This is a genomic window from Collinsella sp. CLA-JM-H32 (assembly GCF_040098165.1).
Classification (GTDB): Bacteria; Actinomycetota; Coriobacteriia; order Coriobacteriales; family Coriobacteriaceae; genus Collinsella.
On record NZ_JBBNMZ010000005.1, the window covers coordinates 91,233 to 117,600 of the forward strand.

At 62.4% G+C, this 26,368-nt stretch carries 28 protein-coding genes and 1 tRNA gene; 10 read left to right on the forward strand and 19 right to left on the reverse strand.

The genetic code is table 11. The features are described 5' to 3' along the window. Positions 1–418 precede the first annotated feature (418 nt). Entirely contained in the window at positions 419–1,363 is a 945-nt protein-coding gene (gene gluQRS / locus AAA021_RS04420; RefSeq protein ID WP_349088165.1) for a tRNA glutamyl-Q(34) synthetase GluQRS, read from the forward strand. A gap of 15 nt (positions 1,364–1,378) precedes the next feature. Here the strand turns inward: gluQRS and AAA021_RS04425 are convergent, their stop codons facing one another. Together AAA021_RS04425 and AAA021_RS04430 are read right to left on the reverse strand one after the other, a co-directional pair. Further along, complete coding sequence (locus AAA021_RS04425) at positions 1,379–2,104, reverse strand: metallophosphoesterase (RefSeq protein WP_349088167.1); 726 nt, start codon at positions 2,102–2,104, stop codon at positions 1,379–1,381. Between the two features lie 48 nt (positions 2,105–2,152). Beyond that, entirely contained in the window at positions 2,153–2,428 is a 276-nt protein-coding gene (locus AAA021_RS04430; RefSeq protein WP_055285561.1) for a hypothetical protein, read from the reverse strand. Positions 2,429–2,761: 333 nt separating this feature from the next. Here AAA021_RS04430 and AAA021_RS04435 point away from each other — a divergent pair, with 333 nt between their 5' ends. The 3 genes from AAA021_RS04435 to AAA021_RS04445 are packed head-to-tail and all read left to right on the forward strand — an operon-like array spanning position 2,762 to position 5,381. Further along, positions 2,762–3,304 (forward strand): uBA/TS-N domain protein, encoded by a 543-nt coding sequence (locus AAA021_RS04435; protein WP_022093856.1) that lies wholly within the window; start codon positions 2,762–2,764, stop codon positions 3,302–3,304. Positions 3,305–3,322: 18 nt separating this feature from the next. Then, a complete protein-coding gene (locus AAA021_RS04440) occupies positions 3,323–4,102 on the forward strand; it encodes a response regulator transcription factor (protein ID WP_349088170.1) in 780 nt (259 codons plus the stop codon). After that, positions 4,086–5,381 carry a HAMP domain-containing sensor histidine kinase gene (locus AAA021_RS04445; RefSeq protein ID WP_349088172.1) on the forward strand — a complete coding sequence of 432 codons (1,296 nt, stop codon included), beginning with the start codon at positions 4,086–4,088 and terminating at the stop codon, positions 5,379–5,381. The genes AAA021_RS04440 and AAA021_RS04445 overlap by 17 nt, the downstream gene beginning before the upstream one ends. A 76-nt stretch (positions 5,382–5,457) precedes the next feature. On the opposite strand, the gene AAA021_RS04450 is transcribed toward AAA021_RS04445, so the two are convergent. Next, the gene (locus tag AAA021_RS04450) at positions 5,458–5,832 is read right to left on the reverse strand and encodes a VOC family protein (RefSeq protein WP_055310391.1); all 375 of its coding nucleotides are present in this window, start codon (positions 5,830–5,832) and stop codon (positions 5,458–5,460) included. 11 nt (positions 5,833–5,843) lie between these two features. Continuing rightward, entirely contained in the window at positions 5,844–6,131 is a 288-nt protein-coding gene (locus AAA021_RS04455) for a PTS sugar transporter subunit IIB (protein ID WP_006235903.1), read from the reverse strand. Positions 6,132–6,294: 163 nt separating this feature from the next. Between AAA021_RS04455 and AAA021_RS04460 the strand changes: the two genes are divergently transcribed. From AAA021_RS04460 to AAA021_RS04470, 3 genes are all read left to right on the forward strand, one after another. Beyond that, positions 6,295–6,918, forward strand: coding sequence for a hypothetical protein (locus AAA021_RS04460; protein ID WP_349088174.1), 624 nt, complete (start codon positions 6,295–6,297; stop codon positions 6,916–6,918). A gap of 31 nt (positions 6,919–6,949) precedes the next feature. Next, a tRNA-Leu gene (locus tag AAA021_RS04465) sits at positions 6,950–7,034 on the forward strand. Between the two features lie 474 nt (positions 7,035–7,508). Beyond that, complete coding sequence (locus tag AAA021_RS04470) at positions 7,509–8,810, forward strand: AAA family ATPase (RefSeq protein WP_349088176.1); 1,302 nt, start codon at positions 7,509–7,511, stop codon at positions 8,808–8,810. A gap of 148 nt (positions 8,811–8,958) precedes the next feature. On the opposite strand, the gene AAA021_RS04475 is transcribed toward AAA021_RS04470, so the two are convergent. The 6 genes from AAA021_RS04475 to larC all read right to left on the reverse strand — a co-directional run bounded on the left by AAA021_RS04475 (position 8,959) and on the right by larC (position 14,374). After that, a complete protein-coding gene (locus AAA021_RS04475) occupies positions 8,959–9,960 on the reverse strand; it encodes a hypothetical protein (RefSeq protein WP_349088178.1) in 1,002 nt (333 codons plus the stop codon). Positions 9,961–9,980: 20 nt separating this feature from the next. After that, positions 9,981–10,742, reverse strand: a complete 762-nt coding sequence (locus AAA021_RS04480; RefSeq protein WP_240128661.1) for a hypothetical protein — start codon at positions 10,740–10,742, stop codon at positions 9,981–9,983. Between the two features lie 195 nt (positions 10,743–10,937). After that, entirely contained in the window at positions 10,938–12,227 is a 1,290-nt protein-coding gene (gene eno, locus AAA021_RS04485; protein ID WP_346963691.1) for a phosphopyruvate hydratase, read from the reverse strand. A 189-nt stretch (positions 12,228–12,416) separates the two neighbouring features. Further along, on the reverse strand, positions 12,417–13,277 hold the full coding sequence (mazG, locus tag AAA021_RS04490; RefSeq protein ID WP_195361821.1) for a nucleoside triphosphate pyrophosphohydrolase: 861 nt from the start codon (positions 13,275–13,277) through the stop codon (positions 12,417–12,419). Between the two features lie 2 nt (positions 13,278–13,279). Beyond that, a complete protein-coding gene (gene yfcE, locus AAA021_RS04495; RefSeq protein ID WP_349088181.1) occupies positions 13,280–13,828 on the reverse strand; it encodes a phosphodiesterase in 549 nt (182 codons plus the stop codon). A 60-nt stretch (positions 13,829–13,888) separates the two neighbouring features. After that, positions 13,889–14,374, reverse strand: a complete 486-nt coding sequence (larC, locus tag AAA021_RS04500; protein ID WP_230308443.1) for a nickel insertion protein — start codon at positions 14,372–14,374, stop codon at positions 13,889–13,891. A 329-nt stretch (positions 14,375–14,703) separates the two neighbouring features. Between larC and AAA021_RS04505 the strand changes: the two genes are divergently transcribed. Further along, positions 14,704–15,339 (forward strand): PHP domain-containing protein, encoded by a 636-nt coding sequence (locus AAA021_RS04505; RefSeq protein WP_349088184.1) that lies wholly within the window; start codon positions 14,704–14,706, stop codon positions 15,337–15,339. Between the two features lie 6 nt (positions 15,340–15,345). Further along, a complete protein-coding gene (locus AAA021_RS04510) occupies positions 15,346–15,615 on the forward strand; it encodes a hypothetical protein (RefSeq protein ID WP_349088186.1) in 270 nt (89 codons plus the stop codon). A gap of 120 nt (positions 15,616–15,735) precedes the next feature. Here the strand turns inward: AAA021_RS04510 and hisE are convergent, their stop codons facing one another. From hisE to hisG, 9 genes are all read right to left on the reverse strand, one after another. Continuing rightward, positions 15,736–16,053, reverse strand: coding sequence for a phosphoribosyl-ATP diphosphatase (hisE, locus tag AAA021_RS04515; RefSeq protein ID WP_006235893.1), 318 nt, complete (start codon positions 16,051–16,053; stop codon positions 15,736–15,738). 46 nt (positions 16,054–16,099) lie between these two features. Next, entirely contained in the window at positions 16,100–16,429 is a 330-nt protein-coding gene (gene hisI, locus AAA021_RS04520) for a phosphoribosyl-AMP cyclohydrolase (protein ID WP_349088188.1), read from the reverse strand. A 142-nt stretch (positions 16,430–16,571) separates the two neighbouring features. Then, positions 16,572–17,354 (reverse strand): imidazole glycerol phosphate synthase subunit HisF, encoded by a 783-nt coding sequence (hisF, locus tag AAA021_RS04525; RefSeq protein WP_349088189.1) that lies wholly within the window; start codon positions 17,352–17,354, stop codon positions 16,572–16,574. Positions 17,355–17,357: 3 nt separating this feature from the next. After that, positions 17,358–18,101, reverse strand: a complete 744-nt coding sequence (locus tag AAA021_RS04530; protein ID WP_349088191.1) for a HisA/HisF-related TIM barrel protein — start codon at positions 18,099–18,101, stop codon at positions 17,358–17,360. Beyond that, a complete protein-coding gene (locus AAA021_RS04535; RefSeq protein WP_195361817.1) occupies positions 18,098–18,799 on the reverse strand; it encodes an imidazole glycerol phosphate synthase subunit HisH in 702 nt (233 codons plus the stop codon). Before AAA021_RS04535 ends, AAA021_RS04530 begins: the two co-directional genes overlap by 4 nt. An 81-nt stretch (positions 18,800–18,880) precedes the next feature. Then, the gene (hisB, locus tag AAA021_RS04540) at positions 18,881–19,468 is read right to left on the reverse strand and encodes an imidazoleglycerol-phosphate dehydratase HisB (RefSeq protein WP_195568490.1); all 588 of its coding nucleotides are present in this window, start codon (positions 19,466–19,468) and stop codon (positions 18,881–18,883) included. Continuing rightward, on the reverse strand, positions 19,469–20,584 hold the full coding sequence (gene hisC, locus AAA021_RS04545; RefSeq protein ID WP_349088194.1) for a histidinol-phosphate transaminase: 1,116 nt from the start codon (positions 20,582–20,584) through the stop codon (positions 19,469–19,471). It abuts the gene before it with no gap. 1 nt (position 20,585) lies between these two features. Then, complete coding sequence (gene hisD, locus AAA021_RS04550) at positions 20,586–22,022, reverse strand: histidinol dehydrogenase (protein WP_349088196.1); 1,437 nt, start codon at positions 22,020–22,022, stop codon at positions 20,586–20,588. A gap of 105 nt (positions 22,023–22,127) precedes the next feature. Next, on the reverse strand, positions 22,128–23,843 hold the full coding sequence (hisG, locus tag AAA021_RS04555; protein WP_349088198.1) for an ATP phosphoribosyltransferase: 1,716 nt from the start codon (positions 23,841–23,843) through the stop codon (positions 22,128–22,130). 395 nt (positions 23,844–24,238) lie between these two features. Between hisG and AAA021_RS04560 the strand changes: the two genes are divergently transcribed. Beyond that, entirely contained in the window at positions 24,239–26,365 is a 2,127-nt protein-coding gene (locus AAA021_RS04560; protein WP_349088200.1) for an MMPL family transporter, read from the forward strand. Positions 26,366–26,368: the final 3 nt, after the last annotated feature.

The following is a 26,368-nucleotide window of genomic DNA, read 5'->3' on the forward strand; positions in this document are numbered from 1 at the left end:
TTAGGGACACCCTTGGCATAGCCCGCCCCGGCAATAGATACCACTTCACAGCTCCGTCACAGGTGTAGCGGCTTTGTGTGGGCGCGGCACGCGCTGATTGAGCCGCCAGCTGAGGGGCATAAAGCAGTTGAGCGAAAACGGTTTGCCCCTTTGCCGTTCGCTCGAGGATCATGTCCCCCTTTTCCGCGGAAACCCCGGCAGTTGCGAAGAGCTGCCGGGGTTTCTGTCGTTTGAGGGGTTGGGCTGGCGGGCGGCGATCGAGCTGTCGAGCCGGTGGTCCGGCACGCGCAACGCGCGGCCTCGGCAACTTGCAGGCCACGGCAGCGTCTCCCCCACCGCGCCCCGCGCTATACTCGTCCGCATGGATATCAACGCACGCAACATAGCAACACACGCCGCGGACGCACCAGCAACGGCAGTGCCCACCCCCGTCGTGGGCCGTTTCGCCCCGTCGCCCTCGGGCCGCATGCACCTGGGCAACGTGTTCAGCTGCCTGTGCTCGTGGCTTTCGGCCCGCAGCAAGGGCGGCAGCATCGTGCTGCGCATCGAGGACCTGGACGATCGCTGCAAGCGCCCGGAACTTGCCGCTCAACTGATTGACGATCTGACCTGGCTGGGGCTCGAGTGGGACGAAGGCCCCTACTACCAGCACGATCGCCTGGATCTGTACGAGGACGCCCTGCGCCAGCTGCAAGACGCCGGCCTCACCTATCCCTGTTTTTGCACGCGTGCCGAACTCCACGCCGCGAGCGCACCGCACGCCAGCGACGGCACGCCCATCTACCGCGGCGCCTGCAGAGGTCTTTCTGCTGATGAAATCACCCGCCGCAGTGCCCTGCGTGCTCCGGCCACGCGCCTGCGCGTGCCCACCGTCGACGACCTCGCCAGCGACGTGATCGAATTCGTGGACCGCACGTACGGAGCCCAATGCGAAGCACTCGCCACCGAGTGCGGTGACTTTTTGGTGCGCCGCAGCGACGGCGTGTTTGCCTATCAGCTGGCCGTGGCGGTCGACGACGCTGCCATGGGCGTCACCGAGATCGTACGCGGATGCGACCTGCTTGGTTCCACGCCGCGCCAGATCTATCTGCAACATCTGCTGGGACTGCCCACGCCGCACTACGCGCACATTCCGCTGCTCATGTCACCGGACGGCCGCCGCCTTTCCAAGCGCGATCGCGATCTGGACCTGGGCGAGCTCCGCACCCGCTTTGGCACACCCGAGGCACTGTTGGGATGGCTCGCCGGGCAAACAGGCATCGCGCCGGACACCACGCCGCGTACCGCCGAGCAGCTGGTCGAGCACTTTAGCTGGGACGTCATCCGCGCGCATCGGGAGAACATCACTGTAACGGTCGAGTAGCCAGCCACCCCGCCTCTACGCAACATCCCAGGGCTGGAGTTCGTCGCCCAAGCGAACGATGCAGTCGTAGAGCACGGTGTGACGCTCGGCCGGGTTGGCGTCACGATGAAAATGCCCGTAGTACCAGCGCTTGTAGTCCAGGTGGTCCTCCAGCTCGTCGAAAAACGTGGTGAGTCGATCGACATCGGGATAATTCCAGCCAGGTGCCGGGTAAAGCGTGGGCGAAAGCATGCGCGTGGAGCAGGTATGGGTGATCACATAGTCGACCTTCCAACCCACGCTGTCGAGCTTTGCCCGCGCCTCCTCAAAGTTGCGCTCGTCCGGCAGCTCCTGCGGCCACCAGCTGGAATACGGAATGCGGTATTCCTTATCCACGCTCGTGGCGCCGCCCATGGTAGAGATCGTTGGGCCGTCGAGCTCAAAAACCTCACCGCGCGTCAGGCGTCGGATGGGCGAGGTGTCCGACAGGCGCTGCGTCAGGCCGCCGTGCCACAGCTCCATGGGGCGCTCCGACCAGTGATCGAAACGCTCGTGGTTGCCGTCGACAAACAGCACGGTATAGGGGCGCGACTCCAGCCAGGCGATGTCGGCACATTCCTCGGCAGAGAAATCCCACGGAAAGCCAAAGTCGCCCGCGATGATGAGATAGTCGTCACTTGTCAAACCATCCCCAAGATCCCAGTCGCGAAGCTTTTGCATGTCGACGCCGCCGTGAATATCGCCCGTCACATAGACCGTCATCGGATCACCACTTCCCTGTAAGTCGCTAGCCCACATTCTGCACGATCACTAAGTCAACCGTTCCAGCCCTTCCATCCTTTGGGACCTACCCTCGCTCTTCCATCCAAACGGGTCAAACACCCAAAAGATCAAATCGAGCACGCCGCCGGTCATCATGGCGCCGGCAAGAGCCATGCAAGCATGCAGAAAGCTGGCACTTCGGAGCACGTCGAACGGCCCCAGAACAGCCAGCAGCGCGACCGCTGCGCCGGCTACGCACAGCGCGAGGCACGGCCCCGCGTCCTTAACGCACTTCTTTGCGAGATGCTTTGCGTTGTCACTCATCGGTATCGAACTCCTTAGAGGGTCGTTGTTCAGACGCATGCCGCCGCGGCAGAGCGGGGCGGCAGGGTAAGTGTCACATACTGTGCGGACATCAATGGAGAAACCGCCTGCTCGACCAACCTTTGACGCCGTTTTGCACCGACACCACATCCCCCGCTATCGAGGTCTAATACTTTTCCCACCGCTACCCAAAAACTCATCCAACATTAATCTTGGCTCAAGAATCGCTTAATCTATAACCTGCACTATAGAGTTCGACCAAGGGCGAGGCGGCGCCGCGCAACGCAGGCCGCCGAACGCAACGCTCGCGCCCATCGAACGAAAGGACAGGTCATGGACGACCTCGAAAAAGTTGAAACCATCCGCACCAAGTGCAACGTGAGCTACACCGATGCCAAGGCCGCGCTCGACGCCGCCGACGGCAACGTTTTGGACGCCATCATTTGGCTCGAGTCGCAGGGCAAGACGCAGACCACATCGGCGCACGCCGCCACCGAGTCCGCGCCGGTCGACGAGCCCTCGGCCGAGATGGTCGCCGCGCAGGCCGCCTACGAAAAGTCGAGCGAAAAGACCGACTTCTCCAAGAAGATGGACAGCGTGTGGGAGTACCTCAAAAAGCTCTTCCGCCTGAGTTTGGACACCAAGTTTATCGCCACGCGCCGCGATGCGATCATCCTCAACATTCCCATCCTGATCCCCATCGTCGCGCTGTTTGCCTGGGGCGCCACGATATGGCTGATGCTGATTGGCCTGTTCTTTGGCATGCGCTACCGCATCGACAGCGACGGCGACGTGCCCGGCAGCATCAACAACCTTATGAATCACGCCGCCGACGCCGCGGACGACATCAAGCAAAATCTCAACGACGACAAGTAATCGCAGACGGGGGCACGTATGGCACGAATCCTGATCGTAGAGGACGAGGAGAAAATCGCCCGCTTTGTGACGCTCGAGCTGGAGCACGAGGGCTACCAGGTGGAGCACGCCGCCGACGGCCGCACCGCCGTGGACCTGGCGCTGGAGCGCGACTACGATCTGATTCTGCTCGATGTGCTGTTGCCTCAGCTCAGCGGCATGGAGGTGCTGCGACGCGTCCGCAAGCACAAGGATGTGCCGGTGATTATGGTCACCGCGCGCGATGCCGTGATGGACAAGGTGGCCGGGCTCGATGCCGGCGCCGACGATTACCTGACCAAGCCGTTTGCGATTGAGGAGCTGTTCGCACGGATCCGCGTGGCGTTGAAGCGCTCGGAGGCCGTGCGGGCTGCTTCGGGCGTTGGCGGCATCGGGACGGGCGCGGCAGGCGGCACGGGTGTCGGCGCCACTGCGATGCCCCCGGTCAGTGACTCGACCCAGGTTTCCGCCTCGCTCTCCCCCGCCACGCTCGCCGTGGGCTCGGTTGCGCTCGACCCCGACCGCCGCGAAGTCACGGTCGGCGGCTCGCCCATTGCGCTCACGGCCCGCGAGTTCGATGTCCTCGCCCTGCTTATGGCGCATGCCGAGACCGTGCTCACGTGCGAACGCATCGCGCACGAAGCGCTGGGCTACGAATACATGGGCGACACCAACAACGTCGACGTGCACATCGCGCATCTACGCGCCAAGATCGAGGACGCCGGCGGCGCCCGCATCATCCAAACCGTGCGCGGGGTGGGCTATGTCTGCCGCGCGTAACGCCGAGGCCAAGCGCGTCACCTCCATCGCCCGCGCCATCAACTGGAGCTATATGTGGCGCCGTCTGAAGAGCTATGTCTGGCTCGATCTGCTGCTGATGGTGATTGCGGCGGCGATCCTCGTCTATGGATACAACCAAACGCTACCTGACGGCGCGCTTACCGCAGGATGGATCCCCGGCGCCGCCGTTCACGGCATGTCGCTGGCGCCTGCGCGCGGCTGGGACCTGACAACGCTCACCTATACCGTCGAGCTTGCGCGTACCACCAAGACCTTCCCCCTCGCGCAGGACCTCGTCGCGCTATGGCCTCTCTACCTTGTCGTTGTGGGTTGGCAGGTCATCAGCGTGCTCGACATGCTCGGCGGCGCCCGCCGCGTGCGCCGCACCATGGCGCCGCTCAACGATCTGGCCCTGCGCGTGGACGAACTCGGTCGCATGCAGCTCTCCGGCGACAAAATGGAAACACTGGAGCAGGCCATCGCGCGCGCAAGCGTCGACTCGCCGAGCGTCACCACCGGCGACGCCGACCTGGCGAGCATCGAGGTCGCACTCAACCGCCTGCTGCGCCAGATGCAAGAGGCCAAGCTGCAGCAGATGCGCTTTGTCAACGACGCGAGCCACGAGCTGCGCACGCCCATCGCGGTGATTCAGGGCTACGTGAACATGCTCGACCGCTGGGGCAAGGACGACCCGGACGTGCTGGCGGAGTCTATCGCGTCCCTCAAGGCCGAAAGCGAGCACATGCAGGAGCTCGTGGAGCAGCTGCTGTTTTTGGCGCGCGGCGATGCCGGCCGCACGGTCCTGCGGCGTGCGAATACCAACCTGGCCGCACTGGTCGACGAGGTATGCGAAGAATCGCAGATGATCGATACCGAGCACACGTATCGGCTGGCTTTTGACGCTGCGCTTGTCAGCGACCCGCGCTGCGATGCGCCCGTTGACGTGGCGCTCGTGAAGCAGGCTCTGCGCGTGATCGTGCAAAACGCCGCCAAGTACTCGGATGCGGGAACGACCGTCACATTTGGCATAACGCCCAATGCGGGCATGGGCACGATCGACATAAGTGTTGAGGACGAAGGCATCGGCATGAACCAGGAATCCGCAGCTCACGCGTTCGAGCGGTTCTACCGTGCCGACAACGCGCGCGATGCCGGCGCGCAGGGTTCGGGCCTGGGGCTTGCCATTGCCAAGTGGATCGTCGATAGCCATGGCGGTGTCATTGGCGTGACCTCAGTCGAGGGCGTCGGCAGCCGCTTTACGATTCGCCTGCCGCGCTAGGAAGCCCCTCGGCATAAAATAAAGGGATAGGGCCACGCGGCCCTATCCCTTTTTGCTAGCTATGGCAGCTTGTGCGCTATTCGCGGCACAGGTGCACGGCGAAACCGGCGAACTCGCGCTTAAAGTACACGAGCTTGGTACCACCGTCGGGCAGCAGCGCGCGCGACTCTTCGTTGACCTCGAGCCCGCGCTCGGCAAACCACTTCTCAGCTGCATCGATGTCGTTAACGGCAAAGCCGATGTGGCCCTTGGTGCCACGACCATTCTGCTTCATGATCTCGACCAGCGAATCGTTGAAGTACGAAACCGGGGTCTCGATGACGGGCAGGCCCATCATCGTCGAGAACAGCTCCGCGATCTCCAGGGCGTCTGCCGGGTCGGTGGCGTTAATGCCCACATGGGCAACGCGCATACCAAAGAGCTCTACCGGGTTGGCGTTCTGCTCACTCATGCAGTCAGCGCCTACTGAGCCATGACGTCGAGAACGGCCTTCTCGGCGGCAACGCGGTTCATGCCGGTCATGAAGGGCACGCCACTCACGTACGGGCAGGTGAGGCCCTCGGGGGCAACGGTGGTGGCGATCAGCAGGTCAGCGCCCTCGTCGCAGTAATCCTTGGCCTCGGAGATGGCGCACTGCACGATCTCGTACTTGTCGGCATAACCGTTGGCGTCGAGCAGGGTAGCGACCTTCTGGGCAACGAGCGTGGAAGTAGCAGCGCCAGCACCGCAAGCCAAAACGATCTTCTTCATAGGTAATGTCTCCCTTCATGGTTTACTTTAGGTAAGTGTACCGCAGCGAGCGATGGCACTCGGCCTCGATGAGCTTTTATGCCAGTTTGCTTGCGCGCTGCGTATAATACATCTAGTACGTGTTGTCATACCGCTCGCTTTATGAGCGACTAAGGACCCTAATATGCCCGATTCCCGCACCCTCTGGACCGCCGTCGTTATCGTCTGCATCGCCGTGTCGGTGTTCTTTAGCGTCAAAAAACGCACCACGTTTAAACGCCTGCAGCAATTGATGGCCGCCAAGCAGTGGGACGAGTTCGATCGTTTGCTCGACGGCAAACTCACCAGCATGCTGTACCCACGCTACAACCGCGACTACCTGCGCCTGAACTCCTATCTGCTGCGCGAGGACCACGAGCGTGCCAGCGAGATGTTCGATCTGCTGCTGGGGCTCAACCTCCCCAAGATGCAGCGCGTCGACCTGGTGATCAAAGCCTTTAACTACTATGTTGGCCAGGAGGACCGCAAAAAGTCCAAAGAGCTGTTGCACGAGATCAAGGGCTTTGAGGGCGGTCAGGCCGAGGCAGTCGCGCACGAATGCCAACTGATGTACGACACGATGATCCTCAAGCGCCACAACGACATTCCCGAGCTGGAGCGCATGCTCGAGGATGTCGGCGACGACCCGGTCAAGCGCTGCCGACTGGAGTACCTGCTGGCCCTGCAGTATCAAAACAAGGGCGACGAGGCAAAGTTCCAAGAGTTCCTGGAGAAGTCGGGCCAACACTCGATGGCCGTCAACGCGTAACGGACGGCTTGTGCTAGACTTCTAGTCTCACGGGGGCGTGGCGGAATTGGCATACGCAGGAGACTTAAAATCTCTCGCCGCAAGGATTGTGGGTTCGAGTCCCACCGCCCCTACCATGTGATTGCTTGCGAGCCCGTGTTCCCCAGGGATGCGGGCTCGCTTCTTTTAGATGCCGGCGGGACTCGAACCCGCGAGGGGGCGAGCGTTAAGCGGACGCGCAGCGTCCGTAGCGAGCCGGCGAGGGCGCCGACAGGCGGCCGAAGCCGGTGCGTATTTGCGCAGCAAATACGCAGACGTCCCACCGCCCCTACCATGTATTGTTTACGAGCTCGTGTCCCCCAGGGATGCGGGCTCGTTTCTTTTACACGCCGGCGGAGCTCTAAGTTGCGGTGGAATAGATCCTGTTTATACCGTTTACCAGCTTATTTAGGAACTATTCCACCGCGACTTAGGTTGGTGTTCCCACATTTTCCGATGGAAAAACGTGGTTGTCTCCCACATTTTCCGATGGAAAAACGTGGTTGTCTCCCACATTTTCCGATGGAAACTCCCAAATGGCCTTATACTAGCCGAGAGGGTTGGGAGGCAATATGCAGCGACAGCTTATGAGTGAACTTATCGCTTGGAAATCAAGGGCGAATCGCAAACCTCTCTTGCTTAAGGGAGCCCGCCAGACAGGAAAGACTTGGCTTCTTAACGAATTCGCAAGCCAGCAGTATCGAAACGTCATTCGTTTTGACTTTATGCTCGAGCCGAGCACACGCTCGTTGTTCGATGGGGACCTCGACCCCAAGCGCATCATCTCCCAGATAGAACTCCTACGTGGCCAAACCGTAACGCCGGAAGACACCCTCATCATCTTCGACGAGATCCAAGAGGCGCCACGCGGGATCACCTCGCTCAAGTACTTCAACGAGCTTGCACCCGAATACCACATCGTGGCAGCCGGTTCCTATATGGGCCTCGCGCTCCGACGCGAAAACGAGTCATTTCCCGTCGGCAAAATCGACCAGCTCACCATGCGTCCCATGGGGTTTGCTGAGTTCGTTCGTGCCGTCGACGGCAACCCGCTCGCCGACGCCATCCTTGCCGCAGACATGAACCTTCTAGCAAACGTTACCGAAAAGCTCGAGCACTTGCTCAAGGAATACCTTGTTGTCGGCGGTATGCCCGAAGTTGTCTCCACTTTCGCCGAGACACGCGACTTCATCGAAGCCCGAAGGCTTCAACAGCAAATCATCGAGGCTTACGAATCCGATTTTGGCAAACATGCACCCGCCCGCATCGTCGAGCGCATGAGGTTGGTTTGGAAATCCCTTCCCGGCCAGCTTGCAAAGGAGAACAAGAAGTTTGTCTATGGCGCCCTTCGTCCCGGAGCGCGCGCACGCGATTTCGAGGAAAGCCTCCAGTGGCTCACGGACTACGGAATCGTTCATAAGGTGCCACGTGTTTCCGCTCTAAAGGCGCCGCTCTCGAGCTACGAAGACCTCTCGGGCTTCAAACTGTTCTGCATCGACACCGGCATCCTCGGAGCGCTCTCCGGTCTCTCTCCGGCCATCGTTCTTAACGGATCCGCTGTTTTTACCGAGTTCAAAGGTTCGCTGACCGAACAATACGTCGCGCAGGAGCTTTTGCTCCAGGACAAAACTCCCGCGTATTGGTCCTCTACCTCCGGCAATGCCGAAACCGACTTTGCCATCGACCATGCGGGAACCGTGCTTCCGCTTGAGGTCAAGGCGGCAGAGAACCTTAAAGCGAAGAGTCTGAAAATAGCCTGCGAAAAATTCAAACTCGAGCGTTGCGTGAGGAGCTCCCTGGCGGCATATAGAGACGAGGGCATGCTCATCAATATTCCGCTTTGGGAGATTGGGCAGATCGACAAGCTGGCATAGGCGCTGTGGGGACGCCCCGCAAGGACTGTCCCCAGGTGCCGGCAGAAAAGGAACGTCCCCAGGTGCCGGCTGTTGAGTTGCGGTGGAATAGGGACTGTTTGGTGCCCGAAAGGGCGATTTTAGTCCGTATTTCACCGCAACTTATTATTTAGAGGGCGCTGAGGCTGGGGGTCCAGCCGATGGTGGGGGTCGCGCCGTCGAGAGTCTCGTTGATGGTGGCGGCCATGCCGGCGAGTAGGCTGTTCTCGCTTACGGTGAGCGTCTTGTAGCCGCCGGCACGCATGAGTTCGCGGATCACCACGGCGCCAGCCAAGATCACGCCCGCGCGTTTGGGCTGTACACCCGGTAGCGCGGCGATGCCTTCCGCGTCCAACACAGACATGCGCTCGATAGCGGCCGAGACCTGCTCCAGCGACAGCTCGCGTAGGTGAACAAAGCTCGAATCGTACGGTTCCAGCTCGTGGACCAGAGCCACCAGCGTAGTCACCGTGCCACCCACCGCGACCAGACGCTCGGCGCGCTCAAAGTCGCTGGGCAGGCCTTCAAAATAGGCGGCGAACTGCTCGCCTGCCCACGAGGCAGCGGCAGCAAGCTCGCCGCGTGCGGGCGGCAGCGCCGAGAAAAACCGCTCCGTCACGCGACGGCAACCGATGTCCAGTGAGCGCGTTCCCTCCAGCGCAAAGACCCCGCGCTCAGGCGCATAGACGCCCGTCGCGAGCTCCGTGGAGCCGCCACCCGAATCGGCGACGATGGTGCGCTCGCCTGCAAAGTCGTGCGCTACGCCAAAAAACGTCAGGCGCGCCTCAACCTCGCCCGGAATCACCTGCGGTTCGAGCCCCAGATCGCGCAGGCCGTCCAGCAGCAGGGCAGCATTGGACGCATCGCGTGCGGCGCTCGTGCACGTGGTGCAGATGCACGCGACCCCAAAGGCACGGGCTTCGTCCACAAACATGCGGCACGCAGCGAGCACGCGCTCAACGGCCGCCTCGCAAAAGCGCCCCGTCGCGTCCACGCCCTCGCCCAAGTCGGTGATCTCGGTATGCTTGGACGATTCCACGATCGCCCCGGCCTCGACCTGCGCCAGCACCAGTCGCGACGACACCGTTCCCAGGTCGATCGCGGCTACCTTATAGCGTTTGCAATTTGTCATTGCGGGCTCCCCTCCGGGCGCTATTTGCCGTTGGACACGACCGTCTGGCCCTCGACGCCGTTAAACCCAAACAGCATGTCGAGCGCTTGGATGTACCACGGCGCGTCCTTACCGACTTCTTCGATTTCCTTGGCAACTTCGCTGGCCTTCTTGGCGTTCGACGACTTCTGGCTCGACGAGGCATCCGAATCGCCGTCCAGGCCCTGCACTTCAATCCTCTTCTCGCCGGGCATCACCAAGCCCAGGTCCTCGGATGCCGCATCCTTGATACCCTCCTCCGAGAGCAGCTTGTCGACGCTTTTTTGCAGCCCATCATTGTATTGCTGGCGAATCTCGACCTGCTTGGTCAAGATATCGCTCGAACGCTTTGCCACGTACAGGTCGCGCACGGGGAAATACAGGCTCACGAGCACCAGGGCAACGACGATGCCGATGAATAGCCCTCGCTGAGGACCGTGGGTAAAGTCGTAGATCGCCTTGACCACCGCGTTGTCGTTGGCGTAGTGCATAAAGTCCGAGCCCGAAAAACGGTTCGAGGGCCTGCTCGACCTATCGTGCGTTTGAGCCGACGAGCGCTGAGCATGCGACGAACGTGCCGGGCGCACTGGTCCATCTGTCGAAGTATTCACTTGAGCATTGGGGCGCGAGGTACTTGTCGGGCGCTGCATGGAGCGGTCGGCGCCGGCGTAGGCGGACCCACCGAGCTGCACCGTGCGCGCACGGCGAGGCGACGGCTCACGCGAACCGGCGGAATAGTACCTGTTGTCGTAAATCTGATCCATGTGCGCCTTGTGCGGTTGAGGTTTGTTTGCGCTAAGTATTCTAGTTATAGCACGAGCGCCCGCACCGCCTTCGCCAGCCTTTGCTCGACATAAAAAAGGCGCTGAGCCGTATGGCCCAGCGCCCATAGCGCTTTGCGGTATCCTGCCAAGGCGAGGCGGAACCGAGTCAGCCTCCCCCTCGCCAAATTCGCCCGTTTAGCGAATGTTGTAGAACGCGGCCTTGCCGGCGTAGCGCGCGCTGCCCTCGAGCTCGTCCTCGATGCGGATGAGCTGGTTGTACTTGGCGATGCGGTCGCTGCGGCACGGGGCGCCCGACTTGATCTGGCCGGCGTTGACGCCCACGACCAGGTCGGCGATCGTGGAGTCCTCGGTCTCGCCGGAACGGTGGCTCACGATGCAAGCGTAGCCGGCCTCCTTGGCGGTCTCGATGGCCTCGAGTGACTCGGTGAGCGTGCCGATCTGGTTGACCTTGACCAGGATCGCGTTGGCGGCACCCAGCTCGATGCCCTTCTTGAGGCGCTCGGTGTTGGTGACGAACAGGTCGTCGCCCACCAGCTGCACCTTGTTGCCAATGCGGCGGGTAAGCTCGACCCAGCCGTCCCAGTCTTCCTCGGCCATGCCGTCCTCGATAGAAATGATGGGATAGGTGTCGACGAGCTTCTCCCAGTAATCAACCATCTGGGCACTCGTGTACTCCACGCCCTCGCCCTTGAGCTCGTACATGCCGGTCTCGGCGTTGTAGAACTCGGTCGAGGCCGGGTCCATGGCGTACATGAAGTCGACGCCGGGCTTAAAGCCGGCTTTCTCCACGGCCTTGGTGATGTACTCGAACGGCTCGGCATTGGTCTTAAGGTTGGGGGCAAAGCCGCCCTCGTCGCCCACACCGCCGCCCAGGCCGGCCTCGTGCAGCACGCCCTTGAGGGTATGGTAGACCTCGGCGCACCAACGCAGGCCCTCGGCAAAGCTCGGGGCGCCCACCGGCATGATCATGAACTCCTGGAAGTCAACGTTATTGTCAGCATGCACGCCGCCGTTGAGGATGTTCATCATGGGCGTGGGCAACAGGTGGGCGTTGACGCCGCCCAGGTACTGGTACAGCGACAGACCCGCCGACTCGGCAGCGGCGCGGGCGACGGCCAGCGACACGCCCAGGATGGCGTTGGCACCGAGCTTGGTCTTGTTGGGGGTACCGTCCGCGGCAATCAGCGCGGCATCGACGGCGCGCTGGTCGAAGGCGTCGAGGCCCACGACGGCGTTAGCGCACTCGTTGTTGACGTGCTCGACGGCCTGCAAAACACCCTTGCCCAGGTAGCGGCCCTTGTCGCCATCGCGTAGCTCGCAGGCCTCAAAGGCGCCGGTCGAAGCACCCGAAGGCACCATTGCGCGGCCAAAGCTGCCGTCCTCGAGCACGACCTCGACCTCGACGGTGGGATTGCCGCGGCTGTCGAGTACCTCGCGACCGTAGACGTCCATAATATCGCTCATGTTGTCTCCCTCTCACTTGGAAACGTAGTGGATGCAAGCGACCGGCTGACCGTGCACCATCGGTGCGCCTCCGTAAGTTAGCCATGTCGCACTTTTTGCATTATGCCCTAAGTTAGCCGAGGGATACACTTGATTTTCGAAAAATTTAGCGGGAACGATGAGGCGCGTCAGCCCGTCGTTCCCGCAGTCTTACTCCTCCGCCTTTGCGGCATCCCACAGGTCGTTGAGGCCGTGGGTCGAGAGCTCGGTCAGATCCACGTGGGCATCGGCCGCCATCTGCTCCATCGCGGCCCAGCGGCGGCGGAACTTTGCTGTGCTGGCACGCAGGGCGCTCTCGGCGTCGATACCCTCCTTGCGCGCGACGTTGACCAGGGCAAAGAGCAGATCGCCAAACTCCATTTCGCGCTCGGGCGAGCCAGGAGCCTCGGCCTCAAACTCGGCACGCTCCTCGGCGACCTCGTCCCACACATCCTGGACCGTCTCCCACTCAAAGCCCACGGCAGCCGCCTTGCGCGACACCTTCTGAGCCTGCATCAGCGCCGGTAGATGCGTGGGCACGCCGTCGAGCAGGCCCTCGGGCGCAGCCTCGCCTGCCGCCACGGCCTTGTCCTTGGCAGCCCTCTCGGCAAGCTTGACCTCGTCCCAAATCTTGAGTACCTCGTCGGAGCTGTCGGCATCCACATCGCCAAACACGTGCGGATGACGGCGAATGAGCTTGGCGTCGATATCGCGCGCCACGTCGGCCAGCGTAAACTCGCCGGCGTCGGCAGCAATCTGCGCATGCAGCACGACCTGCATGAGCACGTCGCCCAGCTCCTCGCGTAGGTGAACCGCGTCGTCCGCCTCGATGCAGTCGAGCGCTTCGTAGGCCTCCTCGATCATGTTCTTGCCAATGCTGCGGTGCGTCTGCTCACGGTCCCACGGGCAGCCATCGGGCTGACGCAGACGCCAGACGGTCTGCACCAGATGCTGCAGCTCGGCCGACGCGTCGACCAGCGTGGACAGATCGCGCGAGCCCTCGGCATTTTGCTGAGCCATGTGCTGCGCCATGGCTACTCCTCCTCCATGACCACGTGGCGGAACGCGCCGCCCTCGTAGATGCCGTAGCTGTGCGAGCCGTCCTTGGGGATGCTCACGCTACCGGGGTTGAAGAGCCACAGGCCCGGGTGCGCCTCGCTTTCCTCGTTGACCTTGATGTGCGTATGGCCGTAGACGAGCGCGGAGCCCCCGGGCAACGCGGGCGCGTGGTCGACGCTGTTGTGCATGCCGGCGCCAAAGACATGGCCGTGCGTCAGGAACAGCTCGCGGCCGGTCTCGTCGAACAGCGTGGCGTAGTCGGCCATGACGGGGAAGTCGAGCACCATCTGGTCGACCTCGGCGTCGCAGTTGCCGCGCACCGCGATGATGCGGTCGGCCAGGGCGTTGAGCAGCGGAATCACGCGCTTGGGAGCGTAGTCGCGCGGCAGGTCGTTACGCGGGCCGTGGTAGAGCAGGTCGCCCAGCAGCACAATGCGATCGGGCTGCTCGGACTCGATGGCGGCGCAGAGGCGCTCGGCCCAGTATGCCGAGCCGTGGATGTCGGAGGCGATGAGGTATTTCATGGGGAGATCCTTTCGAATGGGGTTGATATGGCTAGGCGCAGGATGTCGCCACCAGCCGCGTTATTCAAATCGCAGTGCCGCGCTCTGGGCCGCCCGCATCACGCGCTGGAGCGGCACATTATGCTCGCGAGCGAGACGGGCGCAGTCCTCGTACTCGGGCGCTGCACGCTCGCTGCCGTCGGGCAGGGTGGCCACTTTAACGGACACCTCGCCCCATGGCGTCGTTACGCGCTCAAAGCGGCGTGGCAGGCAAACGCGCTCCATGACCTGGCGACGAATGCCGTTGGTCGTGGTTTCCAAAAAGATAATCGTCTGCAGGCGCTCGATATCCTCGTAGGTGCAGATTACCTGCAGCTGCCAGCCGGGGCGGCCTTTCTTGCAATAGAGGGGCAGCCAGTGCACCTCGCGGGCGCCTGCCCCGCGCAGACGGTCGGCGGCGTAGGCGAGCACCTCGGGCGACGCATCGTCGATGTCGCATTCCAGCTTGACGATGGTTTCGGGTGCATCGGTCTCGCGGGACAGCGGGGATGTACTATCGCATGGCATACGGTCCGGCTCCTTTCCGCACGGGCTCGTTTTGTTCATCCAAACGCTAGCACATCGCAGGCTGCGCGAGTGTGACGGCGCGTGATGAGCGCGATTTTCCTTGTCGACAAGAAACCGACACTCCACCGCCCCGGCCAAACATGTACATCAGCCTCCAAACATGTCATTATTTGTCGGTTTTGGAGGCTGACGTACACGTTTTGAGAGCAAGCGAGGCCGCACCACGCGCCGCGCAACCTTTCCAATCGATTTCGATCCCCGGCGTGCCCGGCGTGTTGAGAGTTGCGCCATTACAATGAAGCGGATTCGCTTGACGCAAAGGAGCCGCTATGCCCATGTGCCCGCTGGTCGATTGCCATACCCACACCTCGTTTTCGGACGGGCATGCCTCGTTTGAGGACAACGTCCGTGCCGCTGCTGCGGCCGGCTGCCGCGTCATGGTCTCGACCGACCATCTCACCCTGCCCGCCAGCATGGATGCTAACTGCGAGGTGCAGGTTACTGAGGGTGACCTCCCGGCGCATCGTCTGGCTTTTGAGGACGCTCGCAATCTTGCCGCTCAGATTGCGCCAGAACTCACCTTTATCTACGGTTTCGAATGCGATTGGTACGAGGGCTGCGAGCCTTTGGTTGAGCGCTGGTCCCAGGGCGCCGTCGTGCGCCTGGGCAGTGTGCACTGGATTGGCAACCCAGGCGATATCATGGCCGGTGCCGCGGGTACGGCGGGAACGGAGGACGTCGCTCGTCCCGATACGCCCGATTCGCGCTGCGGCTGGATCGACGATGACACCAACCTGCACGTTTGGGAAAACCTGGGGGTACGCGGCGTGTGGGAGCGCTATGTCGATGACTGGTGCCGCGCCTGCGAGAGCCCGCTCAACTTTGATGTGATGGCTCACCCCGACCTGGTCATGCGCTTTTCGAAGGAAGGCTTTACGCCCGACTTTGACCCCGCACCGTTTTGACAGCAGATGGCCGAATGCGCCCACGATACGGGCCGCCGCATTGAGGTCTCGACCGCCGCACCGCGCAAGGGCCTCGACGACTACTATCCCACGACCGGATTGCTGCATTGCTTTGCCCACGCCGAGGTGCCGATAACTTTTGGCTCGGACGCACACCGCGCCTGCGACATCTGCTGGAACATCCGTGAGGCCCAGGCACACGCCTACGACTGCGGCTACCGAACCTTCGGCATCCCCCACCTCACCGGAGAATGGGAGTCCACGCCCCTCGCCTAACCATCCCTTCATAAGTTGCGGTGGAATAGGGATTGTTTTGCCTGATGAAGCGCTTAAACAGTCCCTATTTCACCGCAACTTCCATGACCCCGTTACACCAACAAAGACTGTCCCAAACGACTAGTGGCGGCGGGCGTTGAGTTCGCCGGCCAGCTCGTCGAGGGTAATGCCGTAGCGCTCAAGCGTCACGAGCAAGTGGTAGACCAGGTCGCCAGCCTCGTAGCGGATGTGATCGTGATCGTTATCCTTGCAGGCCATGATCACCTCGCTCGCCTCCTCGGCAAGCTTCTTGAGCAGCTCGTCCTCGACGTCGGTCAGCAGGCGAGCGGTATAGCTCTCCTGCGGCGATGCGTCACGACGGCCGTGAATCACCTCGGCGAGCCCCGTCAGCGTCTCACCGATATTTCCATCCTGAACGTTTGCGGTGCGCACACCCATAGTTCAATCCTTTCTGGTTGGCCGAGCGTCTAATCGAGCGCCCGCCCTACGCGAGTTTCTTAAAGAAGCAGGTACGGTTGCCGGTATGGCAGGCCGGACCCGGCGAGTCAACCTTGACCAGCAGCGTATCGCTATCGCAGTCGGCCCAAAGCTCCTTGACCTCCTGCATATTGCCGCTCGTCGCGCCCTTGTTCCAGAGCTCCTGGCGACTGCGGCTCCAAAACCACGTGGTACCGGTCTTGAGCGTCAGCCCCACCGACTCCTCGTTCATCCAAGCAACCATAAGCACCTCGCCGGTGTCATACTGCTGAACCACACAAGGAATCAGCCTCTTGGCGTCGTATGTAAGCTTTGAAGGATCGGTTATCTCTTCCATTTCTCTTCCCAAATTCAAACTTCGCAGGTCGGTGAGGGTTGTCCAGGTGCCCGAGATTCCGAGCGACAAGCCCGACGACGCGTACTTAAGTACGCGAGGAGGGTTGGAGCCGGAAGGTCGGGTGCCTGGGCAAGCCGCAGCATTAGAAGTCCAGCCTCACAGGAATACCTTGAGAGGCCATATACTCTTTGACTTCGCGAATGCTGAACGTCCCAAAGTGAAAGACGCTCGCCGCCAGCACGGCATCGGCCTCGCCCTCAATCACGCCCTCGGCAAAATGCTCGAGCGCGCCCACACCGCCGCTCGCAATCACCGGAATCGGCACCGCGCGCGCCACGGCGCGGGTGAGCGCCAGGTCAAATCCGGCCTTGGTGCCGTCGCGGTCCATACTGGTGAGCAGGATCTCGCCGGCGCCGCGACGAGCCGCCTCCTCGGCCCACGCCACCGCGTCGATGCCCGTGGCGTTGCGGCCGCCCGCCGTGAAGACCCCCCACTTGTCGGCACCAGATGCGCCGGGCAAACCGACGCGCTTGGCATCGATCGCCACGACCACGGCCTGGCTACCAAACGCCGCGGCAGCCTGGCTAATCAGCGACGGGTCGCGCACGGCGGCAGAGTTGAGCGACACCTTGTCGGCACCGGCTGCAACCATGGTGCGCATGCCCGCCAGGTCGCGAAAACCGCCGCCCACGGTATAGGGAATGGCTAGCTCCTCGGCCGCATGCGCCGCCATCTCGATGGTCGTCGCACGGTTGTCGCTCGTGGCGGTAATGTCCAAGAAGACGACCTCGTCCGCACCCTCGCGGTCGTAGGCGCGCGCCAGCTCCACCGGATCGCCCGCATCGCGCAAGCTCACAAAGTTGACGCCCTTGACCACACGGCCGTCCTTGACGTCCAGGCAGGGAATCACACGTTTGGTAAGCATGGGCTACTCCTCCCCTCGGGCGGCGGTCAGCGCCTGTACCAGCGTAAAGTTGCCCTCGTAGAGCGCGCGACCGGTAATGGCACCTTCAATCGCGCCCTCACCCACTGCGGCCAGCGCGCGGATGTCGTCGAGCGTCGAGATGCCACCCGATGCCACGACGGGAAAGCCCGCGACCTCGGCCACATGGCGATACGCCGCCACATCGATGCCCGTCTGCATGCCATCGCGCGCAATGTCGGTATACACCAGATGCTTAAAACCCAGCTCGGAAAGCTGCGCCACGGCGTCGTCGAGCGCCACGCCCGCGCCGTCACGCCAGCCATTCACCTTGACCTGGCCGTCGCGTGCGGCAATATCTGCCACCAACAGCTCGCCAAAGCCTTGGGCCGCCACCTCGGCAAAACCCGGCTCGGTCACGAGCACCGTGCCTAGTGCGATGCGGCGCGCACCGTAGCCGGCCAACTCGTCGATGCGCGCGAGCGAGCGGACGCCGCCGCCCACGTCCACGGACAGACCGTTGACGCCGCAGATGGCCTTAATCGCCGCCGAGTTGGCAGCGCATGTGTCCTCGTCCTCGCCAAAGGCAGCGGACAGGTCGACGACGTGCACCCAGCTTGCGCCCTGCTCGGCAAACGAGCGAGCAACGGCCACGGGGTCGTCGGAATATACCTTGCAGCGACTCCGGTCGCCGCGCTCCAGGCGCACGACCTTGCCGCCGATCAGATCGATTGCGGGAAACAGGATCATCGGCCGGCCTCCTCGACGATGTTGACGAAGTTCTTAAGGATGCGCTGACCCAGCGCGGAGGATTTCTCGGGATGGAACTGGCAACCCCACACGTTGCCATGGCGCACGATGCACGGGAAGCTCCGCGTATAGTGCGTGCGCGCCAGCACATCGGCGGCATCGGAATCGTCGGCCACCGCGTAGCTGTGGGTGAAGTACATGTTGGCACCCTCGGCAAAACCAGTAAGCAGCGGATCGGCCGCACCGGCGGGCGTCATGTGCACCTGGTCCCAGCCCACGTGCGGCACCTTCAGGCGGCTCGACTCCAGGCGCGTGCACGAACCGCGCATAATACCCAGGCCATCGACCCAGAGGGCACCGGCCCGCTCGGAGGCGTTGCCGTCGGCGACCGCGCTCTCGCTCGCAGGAACGCCCTCGTTGCCGCGCTCAAAAAACAACTGAAGGCCCAGGCAGATGCCGAGCAACGGAGTTCCGGCGGCAACGGCGTCGAGCACCGCGTCCGCCTCGCCGCCCTCGCGCATAAAGGCGACCGCGTCGTAAAACGCGCCCACGCCCGGGATGACCAGGCCGTCGGCGTTGCGGATCTGCTCCGGATCGTCCGACGTGCAGGCGGCGGCACCGGCGCGCGCAAGCCCGCGCGCAACGCTCGACAAGTTGCCCTTGTGGTAGTCGACCACCACGATCTTCGGTTCGCCCACGCGACCCCTCCCTTATCTCATCGTCCAAAACCACCACAAAGGGGACAGGCACCTTCGTAGTGGTTTTTGCCTTTGTTGCGGTTACAGCGAGCCCTTGGTGCTGGGGATGCCCTGCACGCGGGGATCGAGCTCGCAGGCGTGGCGCATCGTGCGGCCCACGGCCTTAAAGGCGGCCTCGATAATGTGATGCGAGTTGCCACCCGCCAGCTCGCGCACGTGCAGTGTGAGTTTGGCATCGCGTGCAAAGGCATAAAAGAACTCGACGGCCAGCTCGGTATCGAACGTGCCCACGCGCTCGGTCGGCACGGGCAGCTCGCAATAAGCCTGGCCACGGCCCGAGATGTCCACGGCAGCCATCACGAGCGTCTCGTCCATGGCGATCGCCGCATCGGAAAAGCGCGTGATGCCCGCCTTGTCGCCCAGCGCCTGGCAAAACGCCTCGCCCAGCACAATGCCCGTATCCTCGACAGTGTGGTGAGCATCGACCTCAACGTCGCCCACCGCATGTACCGTCAGATCGAACAGGCCGTGGCGGCCAAAGGCGTTGAGCATGTGATCGAAAAACGGCACGCCGGTCGAGATATCACACACGCCGCTTCCGTCCAGGTCGAGCTTTACGACAATATCGGTCTCGCCCGTCTTGCGGGTCACCTCGGCATAACGGTCCATCTACATCTCCTCCTTCACCAGCGCGGCAAACGCAGCCAGCACCTCGTCGTTTTCTTGCGGCGTGCCCACGGTGATGCGCAGACAGTCCGCGAGACCCGGCGCGTAGCTAAAGTCGCGCACCAGAATGGAATACTCGTCGCGCAGACGCTCGCGCACACGCGTGGCATGCGGCGTACGCACGAGCACAAAGTTCGCCGAGCTCGGCCATGCCTCCACGGGCATGCCCTCGGCGGCCATCGCACGCAGCGCTGCAAGTTCGCGATCGCGCTCAGCCGCGACCTGAGCCACCACGGGCGCGTATGCATCGCGGGCACGCACGCAGGCGAGCGCCGCCGCCTGGCTCAGCACGTTAACCGAGTAGATCTGGCGAATCGCCGCGAACACGTCAATAACCTCGGGCGCTGCGATCACATAGCCCAGGCGCGCGCCGGCAGCGCCAAACGCCTTGGACAGCGTGTGCAGAATCACCAGGTTGGGATGCTCGGCGATGAGCGCCTGCGCCGTCGTGGCAGCGCCAAACGAATCATCGGCAAACTCAACATAGGCCTCGTCGACCATCACCATGCCAGGGCACGCGTCGCACAGCGCCGCGACAAAATCGAGCGGAGCCACGTCGCACGTGGGATTGTTGGGCGAGGTGACGATCGCCAGATTGCACTCGGGAGCCGCCGCAAGCACCGCCGCCTGGTCGAGCTCAAAGGTCGCCGGGTCGCGCCACACGTCGCGCACCTCGGTCTGGCACAGCGACGCAAAGAACGCATACTCGCTAAAGCACGGCGGGCAGTTGAGCAGGGTCCGCCCCGCGCCGCCAAACGCCAGCAAGTAGTTATAGAGCAGCTCGTCACCGCCGTTGCCCACGCAGATATTCTCGCGCGTCACGCCATGCCAAGCAGCAAGCTCATCGCGCAGGTCGTTGGACATGGGGTCGGGATAACGGTTGAGCGGCGTGGCAGCCAGGGCTGCATCAATCGCCTCGCGCACGCCGGCCGGCACGGGATAGGTGTTCTCGTTGGCCGAAAGGTTGATGCGCGTGGGCGTGAAGTTGGGATCATAGGGCTCAATGCCGGCCAGGTAGGGCTGGACGAGCTCCTTCATGCGCGGCGTGAGTTCGGCCATGTTAGACCTCCTCGCCGGTCGCGCCAGCGGCACCGCCCGCAGCCGCCGCCAGGTCCACGCCCTCAGCAACCGTCGCCACGGCGTCGCCCGGCCAGGCGACCTTCGTCAGGTCGGCCGCGGCCAGCGACTCGGCACTCACGGCACCCTCGCCCTGCTCCAGCACGCGGCGGCGCAGTGCGGCCGAAAGCGCGTGCGCCCACAGGCCCTCGGCCTCGGCCAGGCGCTGCGTAGCGGGAGCGTCGGAGAGCAGACCCTCAGGCGTATAGCAAATGACGCTCGAGCGCTTAACGAACTCTTCGACCGAAAGCGGGTTGGAGAACATGGCCGTGCCGCCGGTCGGCAGTGTGTGGTTGGGGCCGGCAACATAATCGCCAAGCGGCTCGGAGCTCCAGGCGCCTACAAAGATGGCGCCAGCGTTGCGAATGCCACCAAGCAGGCCCATCGCATCCTTGCAGTGCAGCTCCAGGTGCTCGGGCGCCACGGTGTTCACCGCCTCGACGGCGGCAGCCATATCGGCGGCCACCACGATGGTGCCCTCATTGTCGAGCGAGGCACGCGTGATCTCGGCACGCGGCGACTGCGCGACCAGGATGTCGATGCCCGCCTCGACCTCGCGCGCAAACTGCTCATCGCAGGTCACCAGATAGCAGGCTGCCAGCGGATCGTGCTCGGCCTGAGCCATCAGGTCGGCCGCGACCACCATAGGCTTGGCCGTGGCATCGGCCAGCACGCAGACCTCGGAGGGACCGGCGACCATGTCGATACCCACGTCGCCCGAGACAATCTGCTTGGCAGCGGCGACAAAGGCGTTGCCCGGGCCGGTGATTTTGTCGACGCGCGGAATGGTCTCGGTACCGTACGCCAGTGCGGCCACGGCCTGGGCGCCGCCCACCATATAGATCTCGTCCACGCCGCCGAGTTTAGCGGCCGCGAGCGTATACGGGCTAATCAGTCCATCCTTTTGCGGCGGGGTCACCATAACCACGCGTTTGACGCCGGCCACCTTGGCGGGAATGGCGTTCATAAGCACGGTGGAAGGGTACTGCGCGCGACCGCCCGGCACATAGATGCCGGCCGCCGCGAGCGGGGTCACCTTAACGCCGAGCATGGTGCCGTCCGCACGCGTGGCAAACCAGCTCTGCTCGACCTCGCGCTGGTGGAACTCGCGAATCTGGCGTGCAGCCTTTTCGAGCGCCGCGACAAAGGCGGGATCAAGGCCTTCGAGCGCGGCATCGATCTGCTCTTGCGGCAAACGGAAGCTCTGCAGTTCAACGCCGTCAAAACGCTGACAGTAGTCGCGCACCGCGGCATCGCCATTGGCGCGCACGTTGGCCACGATATCGCGGGCGGCGTCGACGATGTTTTGCGGCAGCACGCCCTTGCGGTTGAGCTGGTTGGTAACGAGGCGCTCACCGGGAGCAAGCTTGATGGTCTTCATTTCGGTATCCCCTATCGGTCGAGGTTGTGTTCGAAAAACGAGAGGCCGGACGGCGGCGCCAGTCGGCCCGCAGCCCGGACGTTGGGGCGCCCGTGAGTGCTCGCGCTATTGTGCCGAGCCCGCAACGGGCTCAAAATGCTTGCCCTTCACGGCTGCCGCCAAGCGATCTGCCAGATTGCGTACGCGCGGATCCAGACGTGCGGCGCCCGGATTGACAAAGAAGCGGGCCGTGCAGTCCATGATGCGGCCGGTGATGACCAGGTCGTTATCGCGCAGCGTGGCGCCCGTGGCGGTAATATCCACGATGCGATCGGTCATGCCGACGATGGGGCCCAGCTCGATGTTGCCGTGCAGTGAGACGATATCGGCGTTCACGCCGCGCTCGGCATACCAGGCACTCGCGATGCGCGGATACTTGGTGGCCACGCGAAGCGACCCGCGGCGGGCATAGTTGCGCTCGGCCTGGCCGGCGCGCCACGCGGGCTCTGCCTCGATAAACGTGCACAGGCCGTAGCCCAGATCGACCAGCTGCAGCAAGTTGAGGTCTGCCTCGATGAGCGAGTCCCAGCCACAGATGCCGCAATCGGCACCACCACAGCCCACAAAAGCGGGCGCGTCGCTGGGACGCACGATGACAAACTCGATATCGCCGACCGTGCCCTCGCCGGCACGCGTGTCGCGACCGCGCACAATCAGGTGACGGCCGGGGTCGCGCAGCTCAGAGACGTCCAGGCCCGCGGCCTCGAGCACGTCGAGCGTGTCGGCCTTAAGCGAGCCCTTGGGCACGGCGATGCGTAGCGGGCCTTCGGCGCCGCGGCCCACGGCGTGGTCACCATCGGAGGCGGCGTCCTCGGCAGAGGTGCACGCGGCCTCCAGACGCTCGAGCGAAAAGGCGAAGCCCGCCGCCGGCACCTCGATGCCGTCGCCGAACGCGCCGGTAAAGATAGAGTCGTAGCGACCGCCCGAGCCCACCGGATCGGGCAGGCCACCGGCATAGGCCTTAAAGACCAGGCCCGTGTAGTAATCGAAAGAATTCATAATGGAAAAGTCGAAGGACAGCACCTGAGCGTCCTCGGGCGCCAGGCCCTCGACCAGCGCGCGCAGCTCACGCGTGAGCGGCGCGACAATACCGGCAGCCGCCAGCAGCGCATCCACGCGATCGAGCACTTCGGCCCCACCATGCAGGCGCGGCAGTTCGCTGACGGCGGCCTTAACGGCATCGGTCTCGGCGCTTGCCGCCACGCGGGCATCGAGGCCCACAAAGTCGTTGGCGTGCACGCAGCGCAGAGCCTCGGCAGCCAGCTCGCGATCCTCGCACGCCGCGAGCAGCTCCTTAAACGGGCGCACGCTACCTGCGATAATGCGCGCATCGGGCAGCGCCAACTTGCGAACGGCCTCGGCCACCAGCGAGACGATCTCGACATCGCCCGCGGTATCGCCCGCGCCGATGAGCTCAAAACCCAGCTGGGTAAATTGACGCGAACCGCCGGCATTGCGCTGGCATTCGCGAACCACCGGCGCCTCATAGCGCAGGCGCAGCGGCAAGTCGGCCGCGCGCATGCGGGTCGAGACCAAACGCACGATCGGCAACGTATTGTCGGGACGAACCACCAACAAGCGGCCGTCATCGTCAAAAAGCTTAAACGGCGTGTCCGCGATACGGCCGCCCTCCTCGAGCGAGCCCTTGTCCTCGAGCAGCGGCGTCTCAACCGGCAGATAATGATGCTCCCTAAAGCAGCCCTTCACCGTCAGCGCAATCTCCTCGCGCGCCTGAGCCTCCTCGGGCAATATGTCCCGGAATCCCCACGGTGTGGCCGTCATCTGGTGAGCCTCCTCATGCTGTGTTGCATACAGAACAAACGACCGGCATAGCTCCGCCGGTCTTTTGGGTACTTTAGCATACTAGAGTGCTTGCGGGGAAAATCCTTGTCCGAAGCTCACACCGTATTCATTTGGAAACATAGGGGCAGACGCTCAGCTAAATCCGACGATTATCTAGGCCAACCAGAAACCATATCCCGTTTTTCGTCTAAAAACTGGGATGCAGTTTCCGCTGAGGACCTTTTCCGAACTGCTTCTGCAGCGGCTGTTTTGGCTCCGGGACCGCGTCAATCGCATATCTTTATGGCGCCTTTATCCTACACATGTTGTATAACTACCAAATGTGGAATATAACAAAGAGCAAAACATAGGCTGAGCGTTATGGAGGATTGAGGTTGAAAGAGAAGCTATTTCGATGGGTCGTGAAGCACCGCAAACCCATCATCGCGTTCTATGCGGTGGCAGCACTGGTATGCCTGTTCCTGCGCCAGTTTGTAGGCGTTAACTACGACATTACGAGCTATCTGCCCGACGAAGCGGCGTCGACCGTCGCTCTGAATACCATGGGTGATGAGTTTGAGGGTGACGTTCCCAACTGTCGCGTTATGGTGCCCAATGTCTCGATCGCTCAGGCGCTCAAATACAAGGACAAAATCAAAAAGGTCGACGGCGTCGAGGAGGTCCTATGGCTTGACGACGCGGCAGATATCGATCAGCCGCTTGCCACGCAAGACAAAGACACCGTTGAGACCTATTACAAAAAGAACAACGCCCTGTTTACGGTGACGGTTAATTCCGAAAAGGAGATCGAGGCAACCGACGCTATTCGAGATATCGTGGGCGACGAGGGCGCCATTACGGGCTCGGCCATGTCTAACGCGCTCGCCACCACATCGACCGAGCAGCAGATCAGCATTATCACGGTCGCTGTCATAGCGATTATCTTCGTGATTCTGGTCATCACGACTACCAGCTGGGCCGAACCCATCCTGGTGCTGCTGGGCCTGGGCGTCTCGGTGTTTATCAACTGGGGCACCAACCTCATCTTTGGCGAGATTAGCTTTGTCACCAACTCTGCGGGCTCCATTTTGCAGGTTGCCATCGCGCTGGACTTCTCGGTCTTTTTGCTGCACCGCTTTAACGAGGAGCGTGGCCGCCACGGCAGCGTTGCCGAAGACATGGTGCAGTCGTGCTGCCTGTCCTCGGTCGCCGTGTTTTCGAGCGGTTGCACGGTCTGCATCGGCTTTATCGCGCTTGCCGCCATGCAGTTTAAGATCGGCCCCGACCTTGGTCTTGCCCTTGCAAAGGGTATCGCCATCAGCCTGGTATCGGTCTTTACCTTTGTTCCTTCGATGTTCGTTCAGTTCGATGGCTTTGTGCAAAAATCGCAGCACAGGCCCTTTGTCCCGCCGCTGGGTAAGTTCGCCCGTCTGGTGCTCAAGGTCTGTATCCCCGCTGCCGTCGTGATCCTCGCCGTGGTTTACCCTGCGCGTGTGGCATCGACCTCCAGCGATATCACGTACTACTACGGCACTTCGCACATTTTTGGTTCGGATACGCGGCTTGGTCAGGATATGGACAAGGTCAAGGAGGTCTTTGGCAACTCCGATACCTACGTTGTGCTCGTTCCCCGTGGAGAGGTGAGCGAGGAGCAGGCACTCTCCAATGAGCTCAAGGCGCTCCCCGAGGTCAAGTCCATCCAGAGCTATGTTGACGTTGCGAGTCCCTATATCCCCACGGGCATGGCCGAAAAGGACACGCTCGATCTGGTGGAGGGAGAGCACTACAGCCGTTTGGTGCTCACGGTTACCGCGCCCTACGAGGGTCCGAGTACATTTAAGCTGGTCAAGAAGATTCGTTGTATCGCGGACAAACATTATCCGGGTAAGGCAATGCTCGCCGGCGAGGGCGTGAGCACCACCGACCTTAAGGACACCATCACCGTCGATAAGGGCAAGGTCGACCTCATCGCCGTCGTGGCCGTGTTCGCGGTCTTGCTGCTGGCCACCAAGTCGCTGAGCCTGCCGATCATCTTGGTGCTCGTGATTGAGACCTCGATCTGGATCAACTTTGCTGCACCGCTCTACACCGATATGCACGAGTTCTTCCTCGCCTACTTAATTGTGAGCTCCATCCAGCTGGGCGTTGCCGTCGACTACGGCATCCTGATTGCTGACCGCTATCGTGAGGACCGCGTGACCATGCATAAGCGCGAAGCGCTACTCGAGACCATGGAAGCTTGCACGATTCCTGTTTTGACCTCTGGATCGGTTCTGCTGATCAGTGGCTTCCTGATCCATGCGATCTCGAGCCACGGCGTGCTCAAGCAGATCGGCTGGTTCCTGGGCGTCGGCGTGAGCATCTCCCTAGTCGCCGTACTCTTTGCGCTGCCGGGTTTCCTGTATGTGCTCGATGGCCTCATCGGCAAGACCACGCTCAAAGCTCATTTTTTGCCCAAGGATGCCCAGGATCCGGTTTCGGATACCACCGAGGCATCGGCTGCGGACGGCTCCGCTCAGTAACGT